General features: G+C 40.7%; 20 protein-coding genes. 17 read left to right on the top strand and 3 right to left on the bottom strand.

Translation table 11 applies throughout. From position 1 onward, the window contains the following. The first annotated feature begins 108 nt into the window (after positions 1-108). The 7 genes from SAE01_RS08030 to SAE01_RS08000 all read left to right on the top strand — a co-directional run bounded on the left by SAE01_RS08030 (position 109) and on the right by SAE01_RS08000 (position 8,618). Positions 109-2,595: a TonB-dependent receptor domain-containing protein gene (locus SAE01_RS08030; RefSeq protein ID WP_147203233.1), complete on the top strand. Its 2,487-nt coding sequence runs from the start codon at positions 109-111 to the stop codon at positions 2,593-2,595. A gap of 299 nt (positions 2,596-2,894) precedes the next feature. Next, positions 2,895-3,695, top strand: a complete 801-nt coding sequence (locus SAE01_RS08025; RefSeq protein WP_147203232.1) for an NIPSNAP family protein — start codon at positions 2,895-2,897, stop codon at positions 3,693-3,695. Between the two features lie 126 nt (positions 3,696-3,821). Continuing rightward, positions 3,822-4,046: a DUF433 domain-containing protein gene (locus SAE01_RS08020; RefSeq protein ID WP_147203231.1), complete on the top strand. Its 225-nt coding sequence runs from the start codon at positions 3,822-3,824 to the stop codon at positions 4,044-4,046. Next, on the top strand, positions 4,036-4,239 hold the full coding sequence (locus SAE01_RS08015; RefSeq protein ID WP_147203230.1) for a hypothetical protein: 204 nt from the start codon (positions 4,036-4,038) through the stop codon (positions 4,237-4,239). The genes SAE01_RS08020 and SAE01_RS08015 overlap by 11 nt, the downstream gene beginning before the upstream one ends. 116 nt (positions 4,240-4,355) lie before the next feature. Continuing rightward, complete coding sequence (locus tag SAE01_RS08010; RefSeq protein WP_147203229.1) at positions 4,356-6,215, top strand: ABC transporter ATP-binding protein; 1,860 nt, start codon at positions 4,356-4,358, stop codon at positions 6,213-6,215. Positions 6,216-6,412: 197 nt separating this feature from the next. Further along, a complete protein-coding gene (locus SAE01_RS08005; RefSeq protein ID WP_147203228.1) occupies positions 6,413-7,744 on the top strand; it encodes a Gfo/Idh/MocA family protein in 1,332 nt (443 codons plus the stop codon). A 193-nt stretch (positions 7,745-7,937) separates the two neighbouring features. Beyond that, entirely contained in the window at positions 7,938-8,618 is a 681-nt protein-coding gene (locus SAE01_RS08000; RefSeq protein ID WP_246113185.1) for a lipoprotein signal peptidase, read from the top strand. A gap of 238 nt (positions 8,619-8,856) precedes the next feature. On the opposite strand, the gene SAE01_RS07995 is transcribed toward SAE01_RS08000, so the two are convergent. Together SAE01_RS07995 and SAE01_RS07990 are read right to left on the bottom strand one after the other, a co-directional pair. Further along, positions 8,857-10,050 carry a hypothetical protein gene (locus SAE01_RS07995; protein ID WP_147203226.1) on the bottom strand — a complete coding sequence of 398 codons (1,194 nt, stop codon included), beginning with the start codon at positions 10,048-10,050 and terminating at the stop codon, positions 8,857-8,859. A gap of 207 nt (positions 10,051-10,257) precedes the next feature. Beyond that, complete coding sequence (locus tag SAE01_RS07990) at positions 10,258-11,253, bottom strand: 2-hydroxyacid dehydrogenase (RefSeq protein ID WP_147203225.1); 996 nt, start codon at positions 11,251-11,253, stop codon at positions 10,258-10,260. 213 nt (positions 11,254-11,466) lie between these two features. On the opposite strand from SAE01_RS07990, the gene SAE01_RS07985 reads away from it, so the two are divergent. After that, positions 11,467-12,513 carry a DUF6807 domain-containing protein gene (locus tag SAE01_RS07985; RefSeq protein ID WP_147203224.1) on the top strand — a complete coding sequence of 349 codons (1,047 nt, stop codon included), beginning with the start codon at positions 11,467-11,469 and terminating at the stop codon, positions 12,511-12,513. Between the two features lie 73 nt (positions 12,514-12,586). On the opposite strand, the gene SAE01_RS07980 is transcribed toward SAE01_RS07985, so the two are convergent. Continuing rightward, positions 12,587-13,567 carry a GlxA family transcriptional regulator gene (locus SAE01_RS07980; protein WP_147203223.1) on the bottom strand — a complete coding sequence of 327 codons (981 nt, stop codon included), beginning with the start codon at positions 13,565-13,567 and terminating at the stop codon, positions 12,587-12,589. A 187-nt stretch (positions 13,568-13,754) separates the two neighbouring features. Between SAE01_RS07980 and SAE01_RS07975 the strand changes: the two genes are divergently transcribed. The 9 genes from SAE01_RS07975 (at position 13,755) to SAE01_RS07935 (ending at position 21,013) form a co-directional block, all read left to right on the top strand. Beyond that, positions 13,755-14,171: a hypothetical protein gene (locus SAE01_RS07975; RefSeq protein WP_147203222.1), complete on the top strand. Its 417-nt coding sequence runs from the start codon at positions 13,755-13,757 to the stop codon at positions 14,169-14,171. A gap of 41 nt (positions 14,172-14,212) precedes the next feature. Further along, positions 14,213-14,593: a VOC family protein gene (locus SAE01_RS07970; protein WP_147203221.1), complete on the top strand. Its 381-nt coding sequence runs from the start codon at positions 14,213-14,215 to the stop codon at positions 14,591-14,593. A gap of 122 nt (positions 14,594-14,715) precedes the next feature. Then, entirely contained in the window at positions 14,716-15,237 is a 522-nt protein-coding gene (locus SAE01_RS07965) for a DinB family protein (protein WP_147203220.1), read from the top strand. Between the two features lie 92 nt (positions 15,238-15,329). Continuing rightward, positions 15,330-15,551, top strand: a complete 222-nt coding sequence (locus SAE01_RS07960) for a hypothetical protein (RefSeq protein ID WP_147203219.1) — start codon at positions 15,330-15,332, stop codon at positions 15,549-15,551. Between the two features lie 60 nt (positions 15,552-15,611). Then, positions 15,612-16,148, top strand: a complete 537-nt coding sequence (locus tag SAE01_RS07955; protein ID WP_147203218.1) for an SRPBCC family protein — start codon at positions 15,612-15,614, stop codon at positions 16,146-16,148. Positions 16,149-16,228: 80 nt separating this feature from the next. Beyond that, positions 16,229-16,636: a VOC family protein gene (locus SAE01_RS07950; RefSeq protein WP_147203217.1), complete on the top strand. Its 408-nt coding sequence runs from the start codon at positions 16,229-16,231 to the stop codon at positions 16,634-16,636. A 208-nt stretch (positions 16,637-16,844) separates the two neighbouring features. Further along, positions 16,845-19,529: an MGH1-like glycoside hydrolase domain-containing protein gene (locus tag SAE01_RS07945; protein WP_147203216.1), complete on the top strand. Its 2,685-nt coding sequence runs from the start codon at positions 16,845-16,847 to the stop codon at positions 19,527-19,529. 140 nt (positions 19,530-19,669) lie between these two features. Continuing rightward, the gene (locus tag SAE01_RS07940; RefSeq protein ID WP_170234109.1) at positions 19,670-20,098 is read left to right on the top strand and encodes a response regulator; all 429 of its coding nucleotides are present in this window, start codon (positions 19,670-19,672) and stop codon (positions 20,096-20,098) included. 225 nt (positions 20,099-20,323) lie between these two features. Next, on the top strand, positions 20,324-21,013 hold the full coding sequence (locus SAE01_RS07935; RefSeq protein ID WP_147203214.1) for a toll/interleukin-1 receptor domain-containing protein: 690 nt from the start codon (positions 20,324-20,326) through the stop codon (positions 21,011-21,013). The last annotated feature ends 229 nt before the right edge of the window (positions 21,014-21,242 follow it).

Raw genomic sequence — 21,242 nt, 5'->3', positions numbered from 1 at the left:
TTGCCCCAAAAGAAACGCAACGAGAGAAATGGAAATAAGTGCTAAAGTGAAAAATGCGCCAATTTTCATCAATACTTTTGCACCCTCTTAGAAAGTAAAAGTTTTATCATGTTGAAGAAATTTACATTTTCCCTCCTCGTTTGTTTCTTTGCTATAGTAGTAAACGCCCAGGAAAAAGCGGCGGGAAATGGAAAGATTGTGGGAACGATCATCGATTCTGTATCTAAGAAAGCCATCGAATATGCAACCATTAGCATCATTGATCCGGCTACAAAGAAAGTGGTGAACGGTACGACCTCTAGTGCTACCGGAACCTTTGCTATTACGAACATTCCACTGGGTACCTATACTGTTGAAGCTGACTTTATCGGGTACAAAGCAAGAATGATTAACGAGGTGTCTATTGCAAAAAAGAACGACGTTATCGATCTTAAAAACATTGCGCTGCTTGCAACAGCGACTACCCTGCAAAACGTAACCGTTACCACGCAAGGAAGGTTGATTGAGAATAAAATTGATAAACTGGTTTTTAATGCTGAAAAAGACATAACCTCTCAAACCGGTGTAGCGACTGATATACTTAGGAAAGTGCCGCAGGTAACAGTGGGTATCGATGGAAATGTTGAACTGGCCGGCAGCGCAGGCATCAGGTTTTTAATAAATGGGAAACCATCATCCGCTTTTGGAAGTAGCATCGCAGACGTGTTGCAATCGATACCCGCCAACCAGATTAAGAGTATAGAGGTGATTACAAATCCCGGCGCCAAGTACGATGCACAAGGCATGGGTGGCATTATCAATATCATTTTGAAAAAAAGCAATGCGCAGGGCGTTAACGGAAATATTTCGCTTACCGGCGGAACAAGAACAGAAAATGGTTCATTCAACTTTAATGCGCGAAAAGGCAAGCTTGCTGTGAATGCTTTTGTTAGTGGCAATACGCGCTTGCGTACCGGCACACCTTCTTATTCTGACCGCATAACAACCGACACTGCGGCAAGCACTACTATTTTTTTGCACCAGGACGGATTAAGCAGAATAGCTCGTCATGGTTTTCAAACGGGGGGAGGTTTTGATTACACCATGAACGATAAGAATAGTTTTACAGGTTCGTTTTCCTATAACAGTTTTGGAAACAACGGAACTGGACTAACGAATCAAACTCAAAACATAAAAGGTGGCATCGGGTCTCAGGGTGTTTCAAGCATAGCGTCTGTTAACAACATCGACAATGCTTTTCATATTCATGATATTGATGCAAGCCTTAACTATAAGCGAACTTTTGCAAAAGAAGACCAGGAGTTAAATGTTGAGCTTAATTCCACTTTTGGAAACAATTATAATACTGCGGCAAACATGCAGTTTTTACAGCCCGCTCACCAATTGTATTATGGCACTAACAGTACTAATCCGGGTACCAATAACGAACATGAGTTGATGATCGACTATACGCAGCCGCTGCAGAAGGACGTAATACTTGGCTTCGGAAGTAAAGTTCAATTGATGGATATTGTGACGAGTTCTGATGTGCTTAAATACAAGAGCAGCGCGAATACTTACCTGCCTGATCCTTATCTAACCAACAACCTAAACTATCATCAAAAGGTATACGCACTTTATTCTGAACTGACCTTTCCGGTAGGCAAATTGTTTGACGCAAAGGCAGGCGGACGATACGAACGAACAGAAATTGATGCTTTTTATTCAAACGCTCAAACTCAACGGAAGATACCCGGATACAACACGTTTGTTCCTACTATTTACTTGTCTAAAAAGCTCGGTGAAGAAGGTGGCACATTGAAGCTTAGCTATTCAAAAAGGATTGGCCGTCCCGAGTACCAGGAATTAAATCCTTTTATTAATACCAGTGATCCTAAAAACATTACAACTGGAAACAGCAATCTCGTTCCCGAAGAAAGTCATCGTACCGAGCTCGCTTACAACCGCGACCTTGGGAAGTCTGGATCTTTTATGGTCAATTTATTCTACCGGCTTAATTTTGAGGATATCCAGCCTTTTGTAACTTATTATCCTGAGTACCGGGTCGGAGATAGTACCTACACTCATGTAACCGTTTCGAGCAGGCAAAATATAGGTACTGAGAAAAATGTGGGTATAAATGTTTTCAGTGATCTGAGGGTTATCGAAAAGATGAGTATTCGTACAAACCTGTCTTTTTTTCATCGTGATATTATCAATGCGATTGATAAAGGCTATAATACTTCGAGCTTCAATTACAGGTTTAACCTGAACACAAGCTACCAGTTTAGTAATACGCTTGCTGGTGAGTTTTTTGGAAACTTCAATTCACCCCGCAACGAAGCGCAGGGAAAATATCCTTCATTCACCAACTACAGCTTTGCTTTGAGAAAACAATTTTGGAAGAAAAATGCCAGCATTGCATTTACTACCACCAATCCTTTCAAAGATGCTGTCGAGCAGAGAACAGAATTGTACGGTCCTAATTTCGTAGTTACCAACGTGCGGAGTATACCTTTCAGATCATTTGGTCTCAACTTTACCCTCAAGTTCGGCCACCTTGAGTTTAAGAGAGATAGAGAGAGAAGTGAGGATGTAACTGCGCCGGTGGAGTAGGTTTTTGGTAGCGTCAATTGCCAAGTACGTTGATCGCTAGTAAACGTTAATCGCTAGCGAGGTACGTTGATCGCTCGCTAGTACTCGTTAATGGCTAGTGAGGTACGTTGATCGCTAGTAATCGTTAATCGCTAGTGAGCTAGATTTACCTCCCGCGAGCTTGCGATTTACGATCCAAAAACTTGCGACTAACGATTCAAAGAAACTCCCGATTAACGATAAAAACTAACGACCATCGAAAAACAACCACTTTCACTAACACTTGCACATTTTTAATAATTTAGCCACAAAATTAGATAATGAAAAGACGATCGTTTGTAAAGGCATCAATGCTCACAGGATCTTTAACAGGTTTATCAGCTATGGTAGCCAAAGCTTCTGAAAAAGATTTTTTTGCCAAAAGCTCTCCTGAATTTTATGAACTGAGGGTATATACTTTGAAGAATTCTGCGCAGCAAAAACTGGTGGAAGATTATTTTCAGAACGCGGCCATTCCAGCTTTAAACCGGTTGGGAAGTAAAAACATTGGCGTCTTTACCGAACAAAAGCCAGAGGGACAATCAAAGTTATACGCCGTCATTCCATTTAACTCTGCAAAGGACTTTATGGATATAACAGATAAGCTTGCAAAGGATACAACTTATCAGCAAGCCGGAGCTGCCTACCTAAATGCCCCTGCAAAAGAGCCTGCCTATGATAGAATACAAAGCTCTTTTTTAAAGGCTTTTTCAGGAATGCCTAAAATTCAAGTACCAGAAAACAAGAGCAGAATATTTGAATTACGTCGCTATGAAAGCGCAAGTGAAGCTGCGGGCAAGAAGAAAATTGACATGTTTGATAACGTAGGTGAAATAGCTATATTCAAACGAGTTGGACTAACTCCCGTGTTTTTTGGTGAAACGATTATCGGTGAGATGAGACCCAACTTAACTTATATGCTTACGTTCGACGATATGGCTGAGCACGACAAAAACTGGAAGGCATTTGGATCAGATCCTGAGTGGGCAAGAATAAAAGCAATCCCGGGGTATGAAGATGCCAATATAGTAAGCAGGATAACCCGCACGTTTTTGGTTCCTACCAGTTTCTCGCAGGTGTAAAAAAGAATTAGTTATTTATAAAAGCTGTTAGTAATGAACTAGCGGCTTTTTTTATGCATGTTTGCGACAAGCTTAAGAAGGCAAAGAAGCAAAAAATATCTTCGTAATTTTAGACAAAGTATTTTTATGGCAAACGAATTTGTAGAGTATAGACCAGGTATTTTAAGAGGAAAAGCCGTGATAAACGGTACCAGGATAGGTGTAGACTTAATCCTGGAAAAGATAGGCGCAGGGGAGACAATTGAAGAACTTTTGGTAGCCTACCCTTTTCTTACCCGAGAAGCTATTTTAGCTTGCATTTCTTACGGTGCTGCATTGGTAAGGAATGAAATATTATTGGATGTCGAATAGCTTCCCACTAATAATTATAGATGAAAGTACTGATGCAAGAATAACAGCTGCATTGCAGAAGGAAGGCTATAACGTTCTTTCTGTTCAACAATTAATGCCAGGGATAGACGATTTAGCTATAATTGTAGAAGAATTATTAAATGCTTTCGCAGTCTTGGATAAACGTAAACTAAGAATTAAAAAAATGAGTTAAGGCACATGTAAGTTTGAATGTTTTTATAACGTTTTTACTTTTTAAGACAATATCAGTTTTTACTTTTCTTCCTCTTTAAGTCCTAAGCAAAAGCCGCAACTCCCTTACTTTTACAAATGACTTTTTGGAAGAGCTTGTTTAGCAAAGAGAAACCCGGTAAAACACCTACAAATCAATTAACCCTAAAAGAAAGACTTTCTGCGCTTCGTAACCTTCCAAGGTTTTTTAAGCTTGTTTGGGAAACCAGCAAATGGATGACCATTATTAATGCGCTTCTACGCATTATTAAGTCTGCTACACCTCTTGCTATTCTGTACGTTGGCAAACTGATTATTGACCAGGTTATCCTGATAAGTCAACATAAGACTACCTTTTCTTCTTATCATCTCTGGACCCTTGTTGCTATTGAATTTGGACTCGCCATTCTTTCCGACAGTTTAAGCAGGAGTATCACTTTGATGGATAGTTTGCTGGGAGACAAGTTTTCTAACCATACTTCGGTTAAGATAATGAGCCATGCTGCCACGCTCGATCTTGATCAGTTCGAAAACTCTGCCTTTTACGATAAACTGGAGCGGGCAAGGCAACAAACGATTGGACGCACTATCCTGCTATCACAGGTGTTAAGCCAGGTGCAGGACTTAATCACCATGGCTTTTCTTGCAGCCGGATTACTTGCATTTAATCCGTGGCTGATTATTCTGTTGCTTGTTGCGATTATACCGGCTTTTCTTGGCGAGGCTTATTTTAATGATAAGACATACGCGCTAAGCAGGCGACAGACACCTGAAAGAAGAGAACTAGACTATGTACGTTTTTTAGGTGCAAGTGATGAAACGGCTAAAGAGGTTAAAATTTTTAATTTGTCCGGGTTTATTATTAATCGGTTTAAAGAGTTGTCGGGCCAGTTTTATAAAGACAATAAGTTGTTGGCAATGAGGCGAACGGTATGGGGAACACTGTTTACCATGTTAGGAAGTGCGGGGTATTACGGAGCTTATGTTTTTATGATCGCACAAGCAACACAGGGGAAAATAACAATTGGCTCCCTAACTTTTCTCGCCGGTTCTTTCAGACAACTAAGAAGTTTGTTGGAAGGAATATTAATTCGTTTTACCAGCGTTTCTCAAGGCGCAGTTTACTTGCAAGACTTTTTTGAGTTTTTCGAAATACAGCCTAAAATTGTTCTAGCTACCAATCCCGTGCCCTTTCCAAAACCAATTAAGTACGGATTTACTTTCGACAATGTTGGCTTCAGGTATTCCAATTCCGAACGATGGGCCAATCGTCACCTCAGCTTTACACTTCGTCCGGGAGAAAAGATTGCTTTGGTAGGAGAAAATGGCGCAGGCAAAACTACACTTGTAAAGTTGCTGGCCCGTTTGTACGATCCTACAGAAGGACAAATTCTGCTTGACGGAATTAACCTGCGTGAATACGACCTCGATGAATTGAGAATACAAATAGGTGTGATCTTCCAGGATTTTATTCGTTACCAAATGAGCGTGAACCAGAATATTGCGGTTGGAAATATTTCAGAGGTCAGCAATCATCCGCTTATTAAGAGCTCATCAGAGCAAAGCATGGCGCATCCTTTGATTGAGAGGTTGCCGAATAAATACGAGCAGATGTTAGGTAGACGTTTCAATAACGGAATTGATTTGTCCGGCGGAGAATGGCAAAAAATAGCCCTTGCCAGAGCATATATGAAAGACGCTCAGTTGCTGATACTTGATGAGCCAACTGCAGCCTTAGATGCAAGGGCGGAGTATGAAGTGTTTCAACGATTTGCTGAATTGACAAAAGGGAAGACAGCCGTACTGATATCCCATCGCTTTTCGACCGTGAGAATGGCTGACAGAATAGTTGTGTTGGAAAAAGGCCAGCTGGTAGAAATAGGCAGCCACGAAGAATTACTGCAAAAAGGGGGTAGATATGCAGAGCTATTTAGACTGCAGGCCATGGGCTACCAATAATGCATACATCATTCAAACTAGTTGTTTTCTCAGTGCGGCGGCGGGGGCAGATAGTACACGAGTGCGACGCAACAAAAGTTTTATAGTAGTGCTAAAGCCGGTACAAACGAAACAAAACAAGCACATAAGTTCAAAAAAAAATACAATCAAAGATTACCGTAACTTCCTTTTCTGCTTGCACAATCAAAATTTGAGGAATGACAAACCGAAGAAACTTTTTGCAAAAATCAGCCACAATGGTGGGCGCGTCTTTATTGGTGTCGGCCATTAATAACCAGGCATTTGCCATTTTTAAAAATCGTGTAATGCCCTCTGATCAAATAAATATCGGCGCCATTGGCATTAATGGAATGGGTTGGGCAGACGTATCAGCTGCACTAAAAGTACCGGGGGTAAACCTGGTAGCAGTCTGTGATGTAGACAAGAATGTGATCGACAAAAGAATGGCCGACCTGGCCAAGATGAAAGTAGACGCTTCGAAAGTGAAGGTTTACAGCGACTATAGAAGCTTATTAGATCAAAAAGATATCGATGCCGTAATTATTGGAACCCCTGACCACTGGCATGCGCTGATTATGATGCATGCTTGTGAAGCTGGGAAAGATGTGTATGTTGAAAAGCCTGTAGGAAATTCGATTGGAGAATGCCAGGCGATGGTAGCTGCACAACAACGATATAATAAAGTAGTTCAGGCCGGGCAATGGCAGCGTAGCCAACAACATTTTAAAGACGCGGTAGACTTTGTGCACAGCGGGCAGCTGGGCAATATTAGAACCGTGAAAGTGTGGTGTTACCTTGATTGGGCAAGACCTGCACCTGTCATTCCTGACTCTGCACCTCCGGCTGGCGTCGATTACACTAAATGGCTCGGGCCGGCTCCTATCCGTCCGTTCAATGCCAATCGTTTTCATTTTAATTTCCGTTGGTTTTGGGATTATGCAGGAGGCTTAATGACTGATTGGGGAGTGCATTTATTAGACTATGGCTTGCTTGGAATGAAAGCTTCTTTGCCCCATTCTGTTTCTGCTTTGGGCGGTCGTTTTGCTTACCCTGACTTGTTCGAAGAAACTCCAGATACTTTGACTACCACTTACGAGTTTGAAGACTTTAATATGATTTGGGACTCCGCTCTCGGCATAAATAACGGCCCTTATAATCGTGAGCATGGTATTGCATACATAGGCAACAACGGAACACTTATTTTAAACCGGGAAGGCTGGGAAGTGATAGAAGAAAGGCAAGGCAAAAACAAGGTAAGTAAACCCCTGGTTAAGCCTTCTGATAACGGCCTTGATAAGCACCTCGTCAACTTTATCGATGTAATTAAGTCGCGCAAGATGGAAGACTTGCACTGCTCAATACAGGCAGGAGCACATATAGCCACGGTCGCCCAAATGGGAAATACGGCGTATCGCAGCGGACAAAAACTAGTATGGGATTCGGCAAAAAGCAAGTTCACAGATAAAGACATTAACAGCAAGTACCTGACAAAGCAGTACCACAATGGTTACAAGTTGCCGAAGGTTTAAAGCAATTATGGCAAGAAATGAAAAGCAGGAATAAATAGGCATTTTTGCCTGAAACCACTTCGAGAGTTCTCAATTTGTAATTGAAATTCCATCAATTATCCTGTCTTTTCTTTCATAAGTAGAAACTGTTATAACCGTTATAATTCATTCCTTCATCATACCCGTTTCCTTATATTTGCCCAAATTTTTTAAAGTGAAGTCCCGGAACGTTATCCTCCTAATTCTGTTTATTCTTTTCATCGATCAGGCTTTTAAGTTCTACATAAAAACGCATTTTTTTATCGGTCACGAAGTGAAAGTACTGGGGATGAACTGGTTCAGGTTGCATTTCGTAGAAAACGAGGGAATGGCATGGGGCTGGAAGATGGGTGGCGATTGGGGGAAAGTTGCTTTGACATTGTTTCGCCTTGTTGCCGTGATAGCCGGTGTCTTTATCATCCGCGATTTTATAAGAAAAAAATACCACGCAGGTTTTATTTACTGCAGTGCTTTAATTTTTGCGGGCGCTCTAGGCAACCTGATAGACAGTATGTTCTATGGTCTTATTTTCAATGACAGTGATCCTTACATGCAAAACATAGCGCAGTTTATGCCAAAAGGGGGAGGATACGCGAGCTTCTTACATGGTAAAGTAGTTGACATGCTTTACTTTCCAATTATTACAAATACACATTATCCTAGCTGGTTTCCGTTTTGGGGCGGGGAAGAATTTGAGTTTTTCAGACCTGTGTTTAACATCGCTGACGCCTCAATTTCAATAGGAGTAATTGCTATCCTGATTTTTCAAAACAAATTCTTTAAGAAGCACGATGAGCAATTGCACACTACTACTTCAGAAATTAAAATAGATGACAAAGTGCAGGTGGTAGAATAATGCCTAATTTAAAAATACTTATTTAAAACATGAAAAGAGTGGAGATTGAATCTCCACTCTTTTCATTTAAAACAATAAATCAGCATCCCGCTGCTCCTTCTATACGCGTTGAAGACTCTTTATGCCCCATTCCGTTATTCCCTTCATAATCCCTTCTAATACAGTAGCGGCTATTCCTAACATAACAAAGGGTCATCTTTTTTTAAGACAACCCTTCGCTATAATAAAAAAACCTATTTTAAGTTTTCCTCACTTTTGCCCTGAATTTGCCATTGGTAATTGGTGCTACTGTACCAGTGGCGTTTACTGCTGACCCTCCAAATGTTCCGGTTACTATCCTCGTGGTTGAATCATATGCCGAAATGGTTATCGTTGTACTGGCAGACGGAGTATTGAAATCGGCTGTATATATCTTATTAACCTTCGAAGTATCCTTGTAATCAGTATAATAAAATGCAGCAAGAGAATTTGCACTATTGTAAGTACTTCCGGATGCAATTTTTCCCGTCTGAGAAAATACACCAAACTGGATAGTTGTATCACCGGTGGTAGGAGTATAGCCCAGGAAAATGAAGCCGTAGATATTATTTATGGTAGTGTCAAATACATCGTAAAAAGGACCATGGAAGAAGTTAGTTCCTCCGTTAAAGCTCCATGCTGAATCCCGGTCGTTTTCAGGAATTACATTGCCTGTTGTTCCGGCAGTTACGTTTACAGTAAAGCTACATGTACTGCTACCCGCAGTAACCGGGATAGAATTTGCACCAGCTGTAGTAGGTGTTCCACTTCCTTGCAAGACGATTGTTTGAGGTCCCAGGGTAGTAAAGGTTCCTGTTCCGCTGAAGCTCATACCTCCTGTTGATATTGTACTTACTGAGTAGCTGCCTAGAGCAGTTACGTTTACTTGTAATGAAACCTTGTTGGCAGAATTAAGAGCGATCCCGGTCGTGTATGTACCCTGCACGCCAGCGGTAGTACAACTTCCCGGCGTACCTGCAAGTGAGTAAGTAGCGGGTGTTTTGCTAATAACGGTTACAGTAAAAGAGCAGAAAGTAGTATCGAAGGCGACAGTAAACGTGGTTGCTCTCGCTGCTACCGGTCTACCTGTTGCTTTCAATTTTATTGTTTGAGTTCCAGCAGGCGCATAACCTGAGTCCTGGAAAGAAAAACCATTTTGAGTATCTGTAAAAATCCGGTAGGCTCCACCTGTAGCAAAATTCACCTGGACTGATACGTAGCTATTATCATTGAGCGTACTATCGACAATGAAAGGACCACTAACAGCAATATTCCGACAGTTATTTGCCGAGTCAAGTAACGACCCTGTCGCAGTCTTGCCTGCAAATCCACTGTCCAAGCTCAACTCCTTTTGACAGGCGATAAAAAAAACAAGGCCTGTCAATACAATCGACAAATACTTTAATGTTTTCATGGAACAAAGAAAAAGTTTTTTACTGAAAGATTTTTTTACTCCGCAAGTTTTTAGGCCTCGATGGAATTGCCTCTTACGAAGATGGTAGTTTAAAAGATATGGTTGGGAGCTATTTTAACTTTTTTCATACATTTTAACATACAATAAATATTGAGACAATACAATCCTTACCTGGTTTCAATGTACCATCAATATGTATGTACCAGTTTAGGCAACAGTATTAGCGGGTGCGATTGTATTATTTTTTAAAATTGAATCAACGTTTGACAAGGTTACCACAGCGATTTGAGTAAGGGCTTCATTGGTAAAAAATCCCTGGTGAGCAGTAATCAACACGTTGGGAAAACTGATGAGCCGTGAAATAACATCGTCTTGTATAATGCCACCGGAAAGATCTTTGAAAAACAACTTCTCTTCCTGTTCATACACGTCAATTCCTACATATCCAAGCTTGCCCGATTTCAGTCCCTCGATTACCGCCTTTGTATCTACCAGTCCTCCCCGGCTTGTATTGATCAGCATAGCTCCTGTTTTCATCATAGCAATCGTTTCGCTGTTCACCATGTTATGTGTTTGGTCATTCAGCGGCGAGTGAAGGGAAATAATATCACTTGCAGCTATTACGTCGATAAGGGGCAGGTACTCAACCCCCAAAGCCTCCACTTCTCTATTTGCTATAAGATCAAAAGCAAGCACTTTACATCCAAACCCTACCATGATTTTACAAAAAGCGCGACCAATATTGCCGGTGCCAACCACCCCCACAGTTTTACCATGCAAGTCAAATCCAAGCAAACCATTCAAAGAAAAATTTTGTTCGCGAACGCGATTGTAAGCTTTATGAGTTTTGCGGTTAAGAGTCAAAATCATAGCAACAGCATGTTCAGCAACAGCTTCGGGCGAGTACGCCGGTACTCGGCAGACCTTTATATTATTTTCTTTCGCTGCCGCAAGGTCAACGTTGTTAAATCCCGCACATCTTAGCGCTATAATCTTTACCCCCATTTCAGCCAGGCACTCAATTACCTCCCTGTTCACTTTGTCATTTACAAAAACGCAAACCGCTGCGCTTTTCTTAGCGAGCGCTACGGTTTTTTCATTTAAAGCGGCCTCTAAAAATTCGAACGTAAAGTTGAATGCACCGTTGTGCTTGTTGAAGAATTCTTTGTCGTAAGGTTGAGTGGAAAAGAATGTGATTTTCATAAGGTAAAATTACTAAATGACTTAAAGGTTAGTTATTTAAAAAAGAAACAAACGACGTCTTTATCGGGATGAAGATTTATTGATCAACGAAAAAAACTGTATAGATGTCCCTCGTTTTAAAAACAAATTCCTGTATTCGATTTTATATTTAATTTGTTCCTCATTGTAAACTCATCTGCTCCCGTTTAGGGGGAGATAAAAATCAAGATTTAGATGAAAAGATATTTGTATGCTTTTGCCAGCTGTTTGCTCTTACAAACTTCCATTTCCAAATCATTTGCACAAAAAAGTGACGCGGTTAAAATTGTAAAAGATCCAAAAGAAAATAAGTTTGATGTGACTATTGGTGGAAGATTTTTCACTAGTTTTTTATATCCCGGCTCTATAGAAAAGCCTGTCTTATATCCAATTCATTCTTCCAACGGAACAGAAGTAACACGGGGCTTTCCCTTGCGGACAAAAGCGGGGGACCCGACCGATCATCCTCATCATCTTGGACTTTGGTTCAACTTTGAAAATGTAAACGGTTTAGACTTTTGGAATAATTCATATGCTATCCCCGCAGAAAAAAAGAATTTGTACGGATGGATAAAAACAGATAAAATCCTTAAAACCTCCAGCGGTGATAAAGGGGTAATTGCCTACCATGCAAACTGGACCAATCAAAAGAACGAAGTGTTGTTAGAAGAAACAACCAACTACGAATTTTCAGGCAAAGGCAACCAACGAATTATAGACAGAACTACTACGCTAAAAGCAGTTACACAAGTTGTTTTCAAAGACGCCAAAGATGGCCTATTAGGGTTGAGAGTTGCACACGCATTGGAAATCCCCGCTAAAGAAGATCAAAAATTTACAGACGATAAAGGCAATGTAACCGTCGTAAAAGCAGGAACAGATAAGATACCGAACGGAAACTACATAACCAGTGAAGGCAAACAAGGCAACGATGCCTGGAGCACAAGAGCTGCCTGGTGTAAAGTATATGGTAAGATGGGTAATGACTCTGTTAGCATCAGCATTATCGATCATCCTTCCAATCCAAATTACCCTACGTTCTGGCACGCCAGAGGTTACGGTCTTTTTGCGGCAAATCCTTTGGGAGAGAAAATTTTCACCAATGACAAATCAGCAAAAAACTTAACCTTAAAACCGGGAGACTCGGTAACTTTCAAATACCGCGTTTTAATTGAAGAAGGAAAGCAATCAACCACTGCCGATCAACTAAACAAGGTCGCTGCTGATTTTGGCAAAAGATAAAAGACGGTTCATTTTCCTCCATAAAAAACGGGGCTTACTCTTTAAAAAGTAAGCCCCGTTTTTATTATTACAGCTACGCCACCAACATTTCCCTGTTGTATTTATTTCGGTACTCTAAAGGAGACAGGCCGGTGATCTTTTTAAAGCTAACCCTAAATGCTTTCGGGTCGGTATAGCCCACTTTATACATTGCATCGTTTACATTATCGCGTGTAGACTCCAGGCTAATTTTAGCCGCCTCAATTTTTACCCGCTGTATGTATTCTGCCACTGTATTAGCAGTAGCTTTTTTAAACCTGCGCTCAAAATTTCTACGACTTAAAGCAAACATGGAAGTCAGTCGCTCTATACTTATTTTGTCCTGGTAGTTTTTTTCGATAAACGCCTGCGCTTGTTTTATCGGCTCATCTTCATGGTTTTTCTGGCCCTCAAAAATCACGAACGACAATTGGTCTTTGCGTTCTATTTCTATGGCAAACACTTTGGCAGTCAACACAGCAATCTCCCGACCCGCGTGCTTTTCAATAAGGTATAGAATCAGGTTGAGATAAGAGAAAGCACCACCGCTTGAATAAATCCCCTGCTCGTCGGTAATGATCTTTTCGGTCACTAAATTCACGTCAGGGAATAGTTGTCTAAACCCTGCTTCAGCCATCCAGTGAGTGGCACATTTTCTTCCCTTTAGTAATCCCGTAGATGCAAGCAGGAAAGCACCCAAACAAAGGCTGGCAACCTCTGCCCCACCCTTGTATTGTTGTATGATCCACGGAATAAAATCCTTGTTATTTTCTATTGCTCCCGTTAGCTCGCCATCAAGGGCAGGTATAATGATCAGGTCCGTCTTTTTTACATCATCTAACAATACATCTGTGTTAGCCGTAAACAATCCCCCGCTCAGGGGCGTCTCCTTTGTAAGTCCAACCAATTGTACCTCAAAAATAGGCGGAGCACCTTTAGCTTTGAAGAACTGATTTACCTGGGTAAATAGTTGGCGCGAGCCTTCAAGGCTTCCCAATATAGCGCCCTTTGGAACGAGGATAGATATATGCTTCATGTTTCAAATGTAGGAAAACTCTTTGTCGCAATCAACCCCTTACATTGCCGTAGTTACACCTTTTCAAACATGAATAAAGACAGTAGGTTTGTATGGCAATGTGGTTGTCAGGAAACAGCAATACTGAACATTGTTGTGTACTCACTTGTACAGCAAATGTGTAATCAACTTAAAACAGCTGCGCATTATGGAAACTGAGGTACTTGAAAATGTTCTACCGGTTTTTGGCTTCCAGGTCAAAACTTTTCCAATGGGAATTAAAGAAGCTTTTGATGAGTTAACAACAAGGATTTCTGCTGAAGACGGCCGTTTTTACTATGGAATTAGTGAGTGTACTAAAGACGGCATTGTCTACATAGCGGCCGCCGCAGAAAAGTTCGAAGGCGAAGGAGATCAATATGGCTATCAACATTTTTTGATCGAAAAAGGTGAATACCTCGCAGTAACAGTTCTCGACTGGCTTTGTAAAACCGATAGTATAAAAGACGTTTTTGTAGAGATGTTTACAGACGCCCGGGCTGATCGCTCGAAACCATGTGTGGAAATATATAAGAGTGATGATGAAATGGTTTGTTTGGTAAAAACGCTTGAGGCGAGAGACTAAGGTTTAAATAATTTATTGCTCCATTTCTTAATAACACAAACATGTTTAAGAACACAAAAGCGTTTAGCGGCTTCTCCGTAAATGACCTTAATAAGGCAAGAACGTTTTATGGTGAAGTACTTGGTCTCGAGGTAATCGACAGCCCAATGGGCCTGTTGGAGTTGAAGATAAATGGAGGAAACAAGATCATTATTTATCCAAAGCCGAACCACATTCCAGCCACTTTCACTGTGCTCAATTTTCCTGTTGATGACATTGAAAAAGCGGTAGATCTGCTGATTGAAAAAGGTGTGACGTTTGAACAATATGAAGGACAAATTAAGACCGACGCAAAAGGAATTTGCCGTAGTCCTGTAGGTCCTCAGATTGCCTGGTTTAAAGATCCTGCGGGAAACATTTTATCGGTGCTGCAGGAGAAGTAAGAAAACTCCTTCGCTTCCTTAAAACGTAGTACGAGTTAGTTCAATGTTGAAAGAAGCAATAATGTAAAAGTGAGTGACACAACGATGTTGCTACTTGTACAAAAGTCCGTAAAACAAAGTTTATGATAGCAGAGAAATTATACATTGATGAACTGGTCAAGAGCTACGAGGAGATCTCGTCACAATTACTTCGGCTGGCCGAAAAGATGACCGAAGAAGAATTTACCGCCATCCCTTTTGAAGGAAGCTGGACCGCGGCGCAGGTTTGCGAGCACATCATAAAGTCAAACAAGTCTATAGTGAATGCACTGAAGGCAGAAGGTAAATTAGTTGCCAGGAACGCTGACCAACGAATACCTGAACTAAAAAGTCTGTTTCTTGATTTTACCAATAAATTTCAATCACCTGCACCGGTAGTACCAACACAATTAAGCTATAAAAAAGAAACGTTTGTTTACGAGCTAAAGAAGACAACGGAAGATGCAAAAGAATTAAGTAAGGCAGTGAACGAATTTGAAGCGATCAACGTACCCGGCTTTGGCGAACTAACCAAGCTAGAGCTATTATACTTTATCATCTTCCATACCCAGCGACATATTCAGCAATTAAAAAAAGTGGTTGAAAAGGTTGTTAGTAAGCATTAACAGCCTTACCAACGGCAACCACAAAGTATTCGTTTTTAGATTTCGAAAGAAAACAAGATCTTACAAAACGAAGTTTTTGAAAATGATTAAATATGGTAGAAGTTTTTAAAACCAATGTTAGAGAACATCATCACGCGAAGTTGCTGGTACATCATATTCACCAAAATTTTTGCGAATACAAAGCCAACTTCGACCTGGATGATTGCGATAACATATTGCGGGTGAAAAGTTCGACAGGACAAGTGGAAGCTACTGTGTTGATTGACCTTTTGAAGGAACTGGGATTCGATGCTGAAGTTTTACCTGACGAATAATCACCAAAAATAATCAGCGACTTTTTTCAACTAAAAAATAACCTCAAAAATTAAACAACCATGAAAATGCTAGTAAAAATTCTAGTCGTAATTGTAATCATCGTAGGAGTCGTTTTGATTATGGCATTGTTTGTAAACAAACATTACACTATTCAACGCGAGATCACGGTAAACAAACCAAAACAGGAAGTTTTTAATTACATCAAACACCTTAAAAACCAGGACAACTTCAGCAAGTGGGTGATGCAGGACCCGGGGATGAAAAAAGATTTTAAAGGAACAGATGGCACGATAGGATTTGTGTATGCCTGGGATAGCCAGGATAAGAACGCCGGCAAAGGCGAGCAGGAAATTGTGAATATAAAAGAAGGCGAAAAACTAGACGTTGAAGTAAGGTTTGAGAAGCCTTTTGCCGGAGTTGCTCACACTCCTTTTGCTACGGAAGCAGTCTCTGAAAACCAAACAAAAGTAACGTGGGGTATGACCGGTGAGAACCCGTATCCAAGAAATATAATGAACCTTTTTATGGACAAAATGATGGGGAAAGATATTGAAGCAAGTCTTACCAATTTAAAAGGGATCCTCGAGAAATCTTAGTAGATGTTATTACCGGGATTGGTTCATCAGCGACTAAAGAACAAGAAAAACATTATTCATTACAACTAAAAACAAAGATCATGGCAACTAAAATTTTCGTGAATTTGCCCGTAAAAAACCTTAACAAATCGATTGAGTTCTTTACCAAACTCGGGTATTCATTCAACCCACAATTCACTGATGAGAAAGCTACATGCATGATCATTGCTGAAGACATTTTTGTAATGCTGCTGGTGGAGCCATTCTTTAAAACCTTCGTTCCGGGTGAGATCGCTGATGCCACGAAAAGTACCGAATCTATTATTTGCCTCTCTGCCGAAAACCGGGAACAAGTAGATGAGATGGTAAGAAAAGCGATAGATGCGGGTGGATCAACTTATAAAGAAGCGCAAGACCATGGCTTCATGTACGGTCATGGCTACCAGGATCTTGACGGACACCTTTGGGAAATCATGTGGATGGATCAAAGTTCAGGAAGTCAGAATTAAGGTACGTCTGAACGTTCTTGATGCTATAATACATAACTGCCGGGCTTTTGCCCCGGCTTTTTTTATTCCCTAAACATTATTACGCAATAGAGGTTTTAATAAAAATGCAGTCTTTTTACGAATTGTCTATATTTCGTAGAAATAAAAACAGCTCGACTTGCACGTGCTGTTTTCATAACGCACTTCTACTTCTAAAACTTATTATCACATGACCGCAGAAGAATTGCGCTTGCAGAAACCGTTAGAGGGTAAAAGCAAATGGAAAAAATGGGGGCCGTATGTTTCGGACCGACAGTGGGGAACTGTGAGAGAAGATTATAGTGCGGACGGAAAGCCGTGGGACTATCTAACTCACGATATGGCACGAAGTAAGGCCTATCGCTGGGGTGAGGATGGCATCGCCGGCATAAGTGATAATGAGCAACTACTTTGCTTTTCAGTATGCTTTTGGAATAAAAAAGATCCGATCATCAAAGAAAGACTTTTTGGTTTGGGCGGCAACGAGGGCAATCATGGTGAGGACGTCAAAGAGTTGTACTACTACCTCGATTCCACTCCTACCCATTCGTACATGAAGATGTTGTATAAGTATCCACAAAGCGAGTTTCCATATTCAAAACTGGTGGAAGAAAATCGTAAGCGGGATAAGCTGCAGCCGGAATACGAATTAATGGATACAGGTATTTTTGATGAGGATAAATACTTTGACATTTTTGTTGAATATGCAAAGGCCACTGAAGAGGACCTGTTGATAAAGATTACCATTCACAACCGGGGTGATGAAGATGCTGCGCTACATGTTCTACCTCAACTTTGGTTTCGCAACACGTGGTCATGGGGATACAATAACTACAAGCCTCACCTTACATCTTGTGACTCGGGCAACGTCTTGGTCGACCATCAGGCGCTAGGTCATCTTACGCTGCATTTAGAGAAAGCAGCGCCACTTTTATTTTGCGAGAATGAAACGAACACCAAAAGATTATATGGTGTTGACAATAAGACGTCTTTACTCAAAGATGGAATAAATGAATTTTTAGTAAATGGCAATAAAAAGGCTGTTAGTAGCAATGCAGATACAACCAAAGTGGCCGTCAATTATGAGGTGGTGGTGAAAGGAAAAGAATCAACCACTATACGGCTAAGGTTATCTGCCGACAATAAACAACCATTTGAAGATTTCGAAAGCATATTTAAAACGAGGATCGATGAAGCGGATGAATTTTACGCATCAGTTCAAAACGATGTTGTATCAGAAGAGGACAAGATGATCCAAAGACAAGCGTATGCCGGCATGCTATGGAGCAAGCAGTTTTATTATTATGATGTGGATGAATGGCTTAAAGGCGATCCTGCACAGCCACCTCCCAGCCCTGCACGTTTAAAAGGAAGAAACCATGAATGGAAACATCTGAATAATGCCAACATTATTTCAATGCCTGATAAATGGGAGTATCCGTGGTATGCGGCATGGGACCTTGCTTTTCATTGCATCCCGATTTCTCTCATTGATCCACATTTTGCCAAGGGCCAACTACTGCTGCTAACGAAGGATTGGTATATGCACCCCAACGGACAGTTTCCTGCATACGAATGGTTGTTCAGTGATGTTAATCCTCCTGTACATGCCTGGGCCACCTGGCGGGTGTATAAGAACGATGAGAAGCAACATAATGGCAAAGGAGATACAGCGTTCTTACAGGCTGTTTACCATCGGTTGCTCATTAATTTCACCTGGTGGGTAAACCGCAAGGACGCTGAAGGAAATAACATTTTTGAGGGCGGCTTCCTGGGATTGGATAACATCGGTGTTTTTGATAGGAGCGCTCCCTTGCCAAGCGGTGGCACTATCGAACAAGCAGATGGCACCAGTTGGATGGCGATGTACTCGCTCAACATGATGCGCATTGCGTTAGAGCTATCTCGTACCAATCCCGTCTACCAGGATATGGCCTCCAAATTCTTTGAACACTTCTTGTACATCGCAGGCGCTATGGCTAGTATGGGCGATAAAAATTCAGGGTTATGGGATGATGAGGACAATTTTTATTATGATACGCTGAAGATGAAAAATGATGGAAGCGTGAAGTTGAAAGTGCGCAGCATGGTTGGTCTAATTCCGTTGTTTGCCGTAGAAGTGATCGATCACCAACTATTGGAGGAAGCGCCTGAATTTGCAAAGCGTTTGAAATGGTTTTTAAATAATCGTCCCGATCTTGCCAGCCTAGTTTCCAGGTGGCAGGATAAGAATGAAGGTGAAAAACATTTGCTTAGCCTGTTGCGCGGGCATCGAATGAAGAAGATTTTAGAACGCGTACTTGATGAAAACGAATTTTTAAGCGAGTACGGCGTTCGATCTCTTTCCAAAGTATACGAGAAACATCCGTATGAGTTTGAGTTGAACGGCACCTTTTTCAACATCCACTATTCGCCGGGAGAGTCTCCGATAGGAATGTTCGGCGGCAACAGTAATTGGCGTGGTCCAATTTGGATGCCCGTTAATTTTCTCATTATAGAAAGTATTAAACGCTTTCATAGTTATTACGGGGATGATTTTAGAATAGAATGTCCAAAAGGAAGCGGCGAGTATATGTCTCTTGCAGAAGTTGCAGAATATCTTTCAAAACGATTATCAAAGCTTTTCCTTAAAGATGAAAATGGACGGAGGCCATTTAATGGAGCTGATGATAAACTTCAAAGGGATCCTAATTTCTGCAACTATATTTTGTTCTACGAACACTTCCATGGAGATAATGGAAGAGGTGTTGGAGCATCGCATCAAACAGGATGGACGGGTTCAATTGCCAATCTTTTGCAGCCAAAAAAAGATTTATTTGCGTCAACAAACGAAGAAATAAAAGCAAGCGAACCACTAGATCTGCAAAGCAAATAGTGTTGTAATCATAACTAAAATGCCATTTCCAATAGGACATTACTACTGTCGTTGCGAAAGAAATAAAAACTGTAGCGGCACAATGATTGATTGGGTTTACCATACTTGTATGGATATAGTCGGGCAACAAAAAACACATTTTGCAAACAATCATTAAACAACCATCTCCTTCGATATTAATTGTAGAAGATGATGAAGACGATATTTTCATTTTAAAAGAAGGCTTCGATGATATCGATTTTAAGAGCATCACTTTTTATACAAGTGCTGCAACGGCCTCCGATTATCTCAATTCAATTGAAGAAGAATTTCTCCCTACAATCATTGTCACAGACTTTAATCTTCCCGCAGTCGATGGATTCGAATTTGTAAAATTTTTAAAAGGCAACGAAAAACTTTCAAAGATCCCCGTGGTCGTTCTTACCACTTCTATGTCTGCAATAAATAAAAAGCTTTTCTCTAACGAGGGCGTAGCACAAGTGATCCTCAAGCCAAATGCATTTGACGAATATAAAAAAGTAGCTGAGGTTTTAATAAACCTTGCACAGCAAAGCTTATCCTCGAAATAAGAAAGCAGGAACTTTTCGTTTCACTTCAGATGTTGTTTTATGCAGTAATATCTTAACTCATAAATTAAAAAGCAACAGCATGCCTCACACAACTCACCCGTTTAGTTTCCATTTCATTGATGTACGAATGCAGGTTGAAGTATAGTAGCATTTAATTTTTATTAATGCAGTTTTCCTACAGAAAGATCTGGTGATCTTTCTGTAATTTTTCACTACTAATCAACTATGCCAGATATATTTATAAGCTATGCCCGGGAGGATTTTGCTCTAGCTAAAGTGTTAGCAGATTCTTTCACCTCTAACGGCTGGAGCGTTTGGTGGGACAGGCAAATTAAAGCAGGTAGTAATTATCGAAAAGTAATTTCACAAAATTTAGACGCTGCTAAACATGTAATTGTACTTTGGACAAAAAACTCGATAACCTCGGATTTCGTTATAGATGAAGCTTCTGCCGCGATGGAAACAGGCAAACTTGTTCCGATTCTAATTGGTTCAATTCGCCCTCCTTACGGATTTCGCGGCTGCCATTGTATTACTTGGGATGAGCGGAACGAAGTAGGCGAAGAAAAAATGAAGGAGTTGCTACCTCATTTGACTCCTGCGATTAATAACCTCGATCTCAATTATCGTTCTGAGATCGATGAGAATTTTCCGCCTGATTTCGCTAGTAAAAACAAGTACTCAGTCTCCGATACCGTTGCGGATGATATATACTCTCGTCCAAAAATATGGCATTGTATCTTTTGTGGCTGGCGCTGCGAAGAGGAATACAATGATTATAAATGCAAAGAATGCAAATCAATTCGCCCTTTCGTTGGTGGCAGTGCTACAATGATGCCTTGTGAAAAATGCAAACATTACAGTTTAGCGTGTGCTTCGTATTGCGAGTGGTGTGGAGAAAAGTTTGAAGATTAGGTTTATGATATTAAGGGTAAGAAGCTCGAACCTTAGTAGCCGGACAACGTTGTGTTTGAAAAACAAGGTGTGAAGACTACAGGATTATCAACTTACCCTTCGAACTATCATTTTTATCTGTTTGCTTATAACAGTACTTTTATGCTCACTTATTGAATTTCTTTAAAATCACTTTTGACTGTTCAATCAAGTTAATTCATACCTACTAATTAAATCCGGAGTTATTTAT

The organism is Segetibacter aerophilus (assembly GCF_007991655.1).
In the GTDB taxonomy this organism is placed as follows: Bacteria; Bacteroidota; Bacteroidia; order Chitinophagales; family Chitinophagaceae; genus Segetibacter; species Segetibacter aerophilus.
This window is presented reverse-complemented; position numbering and strand designations above follow the sequence as displayed.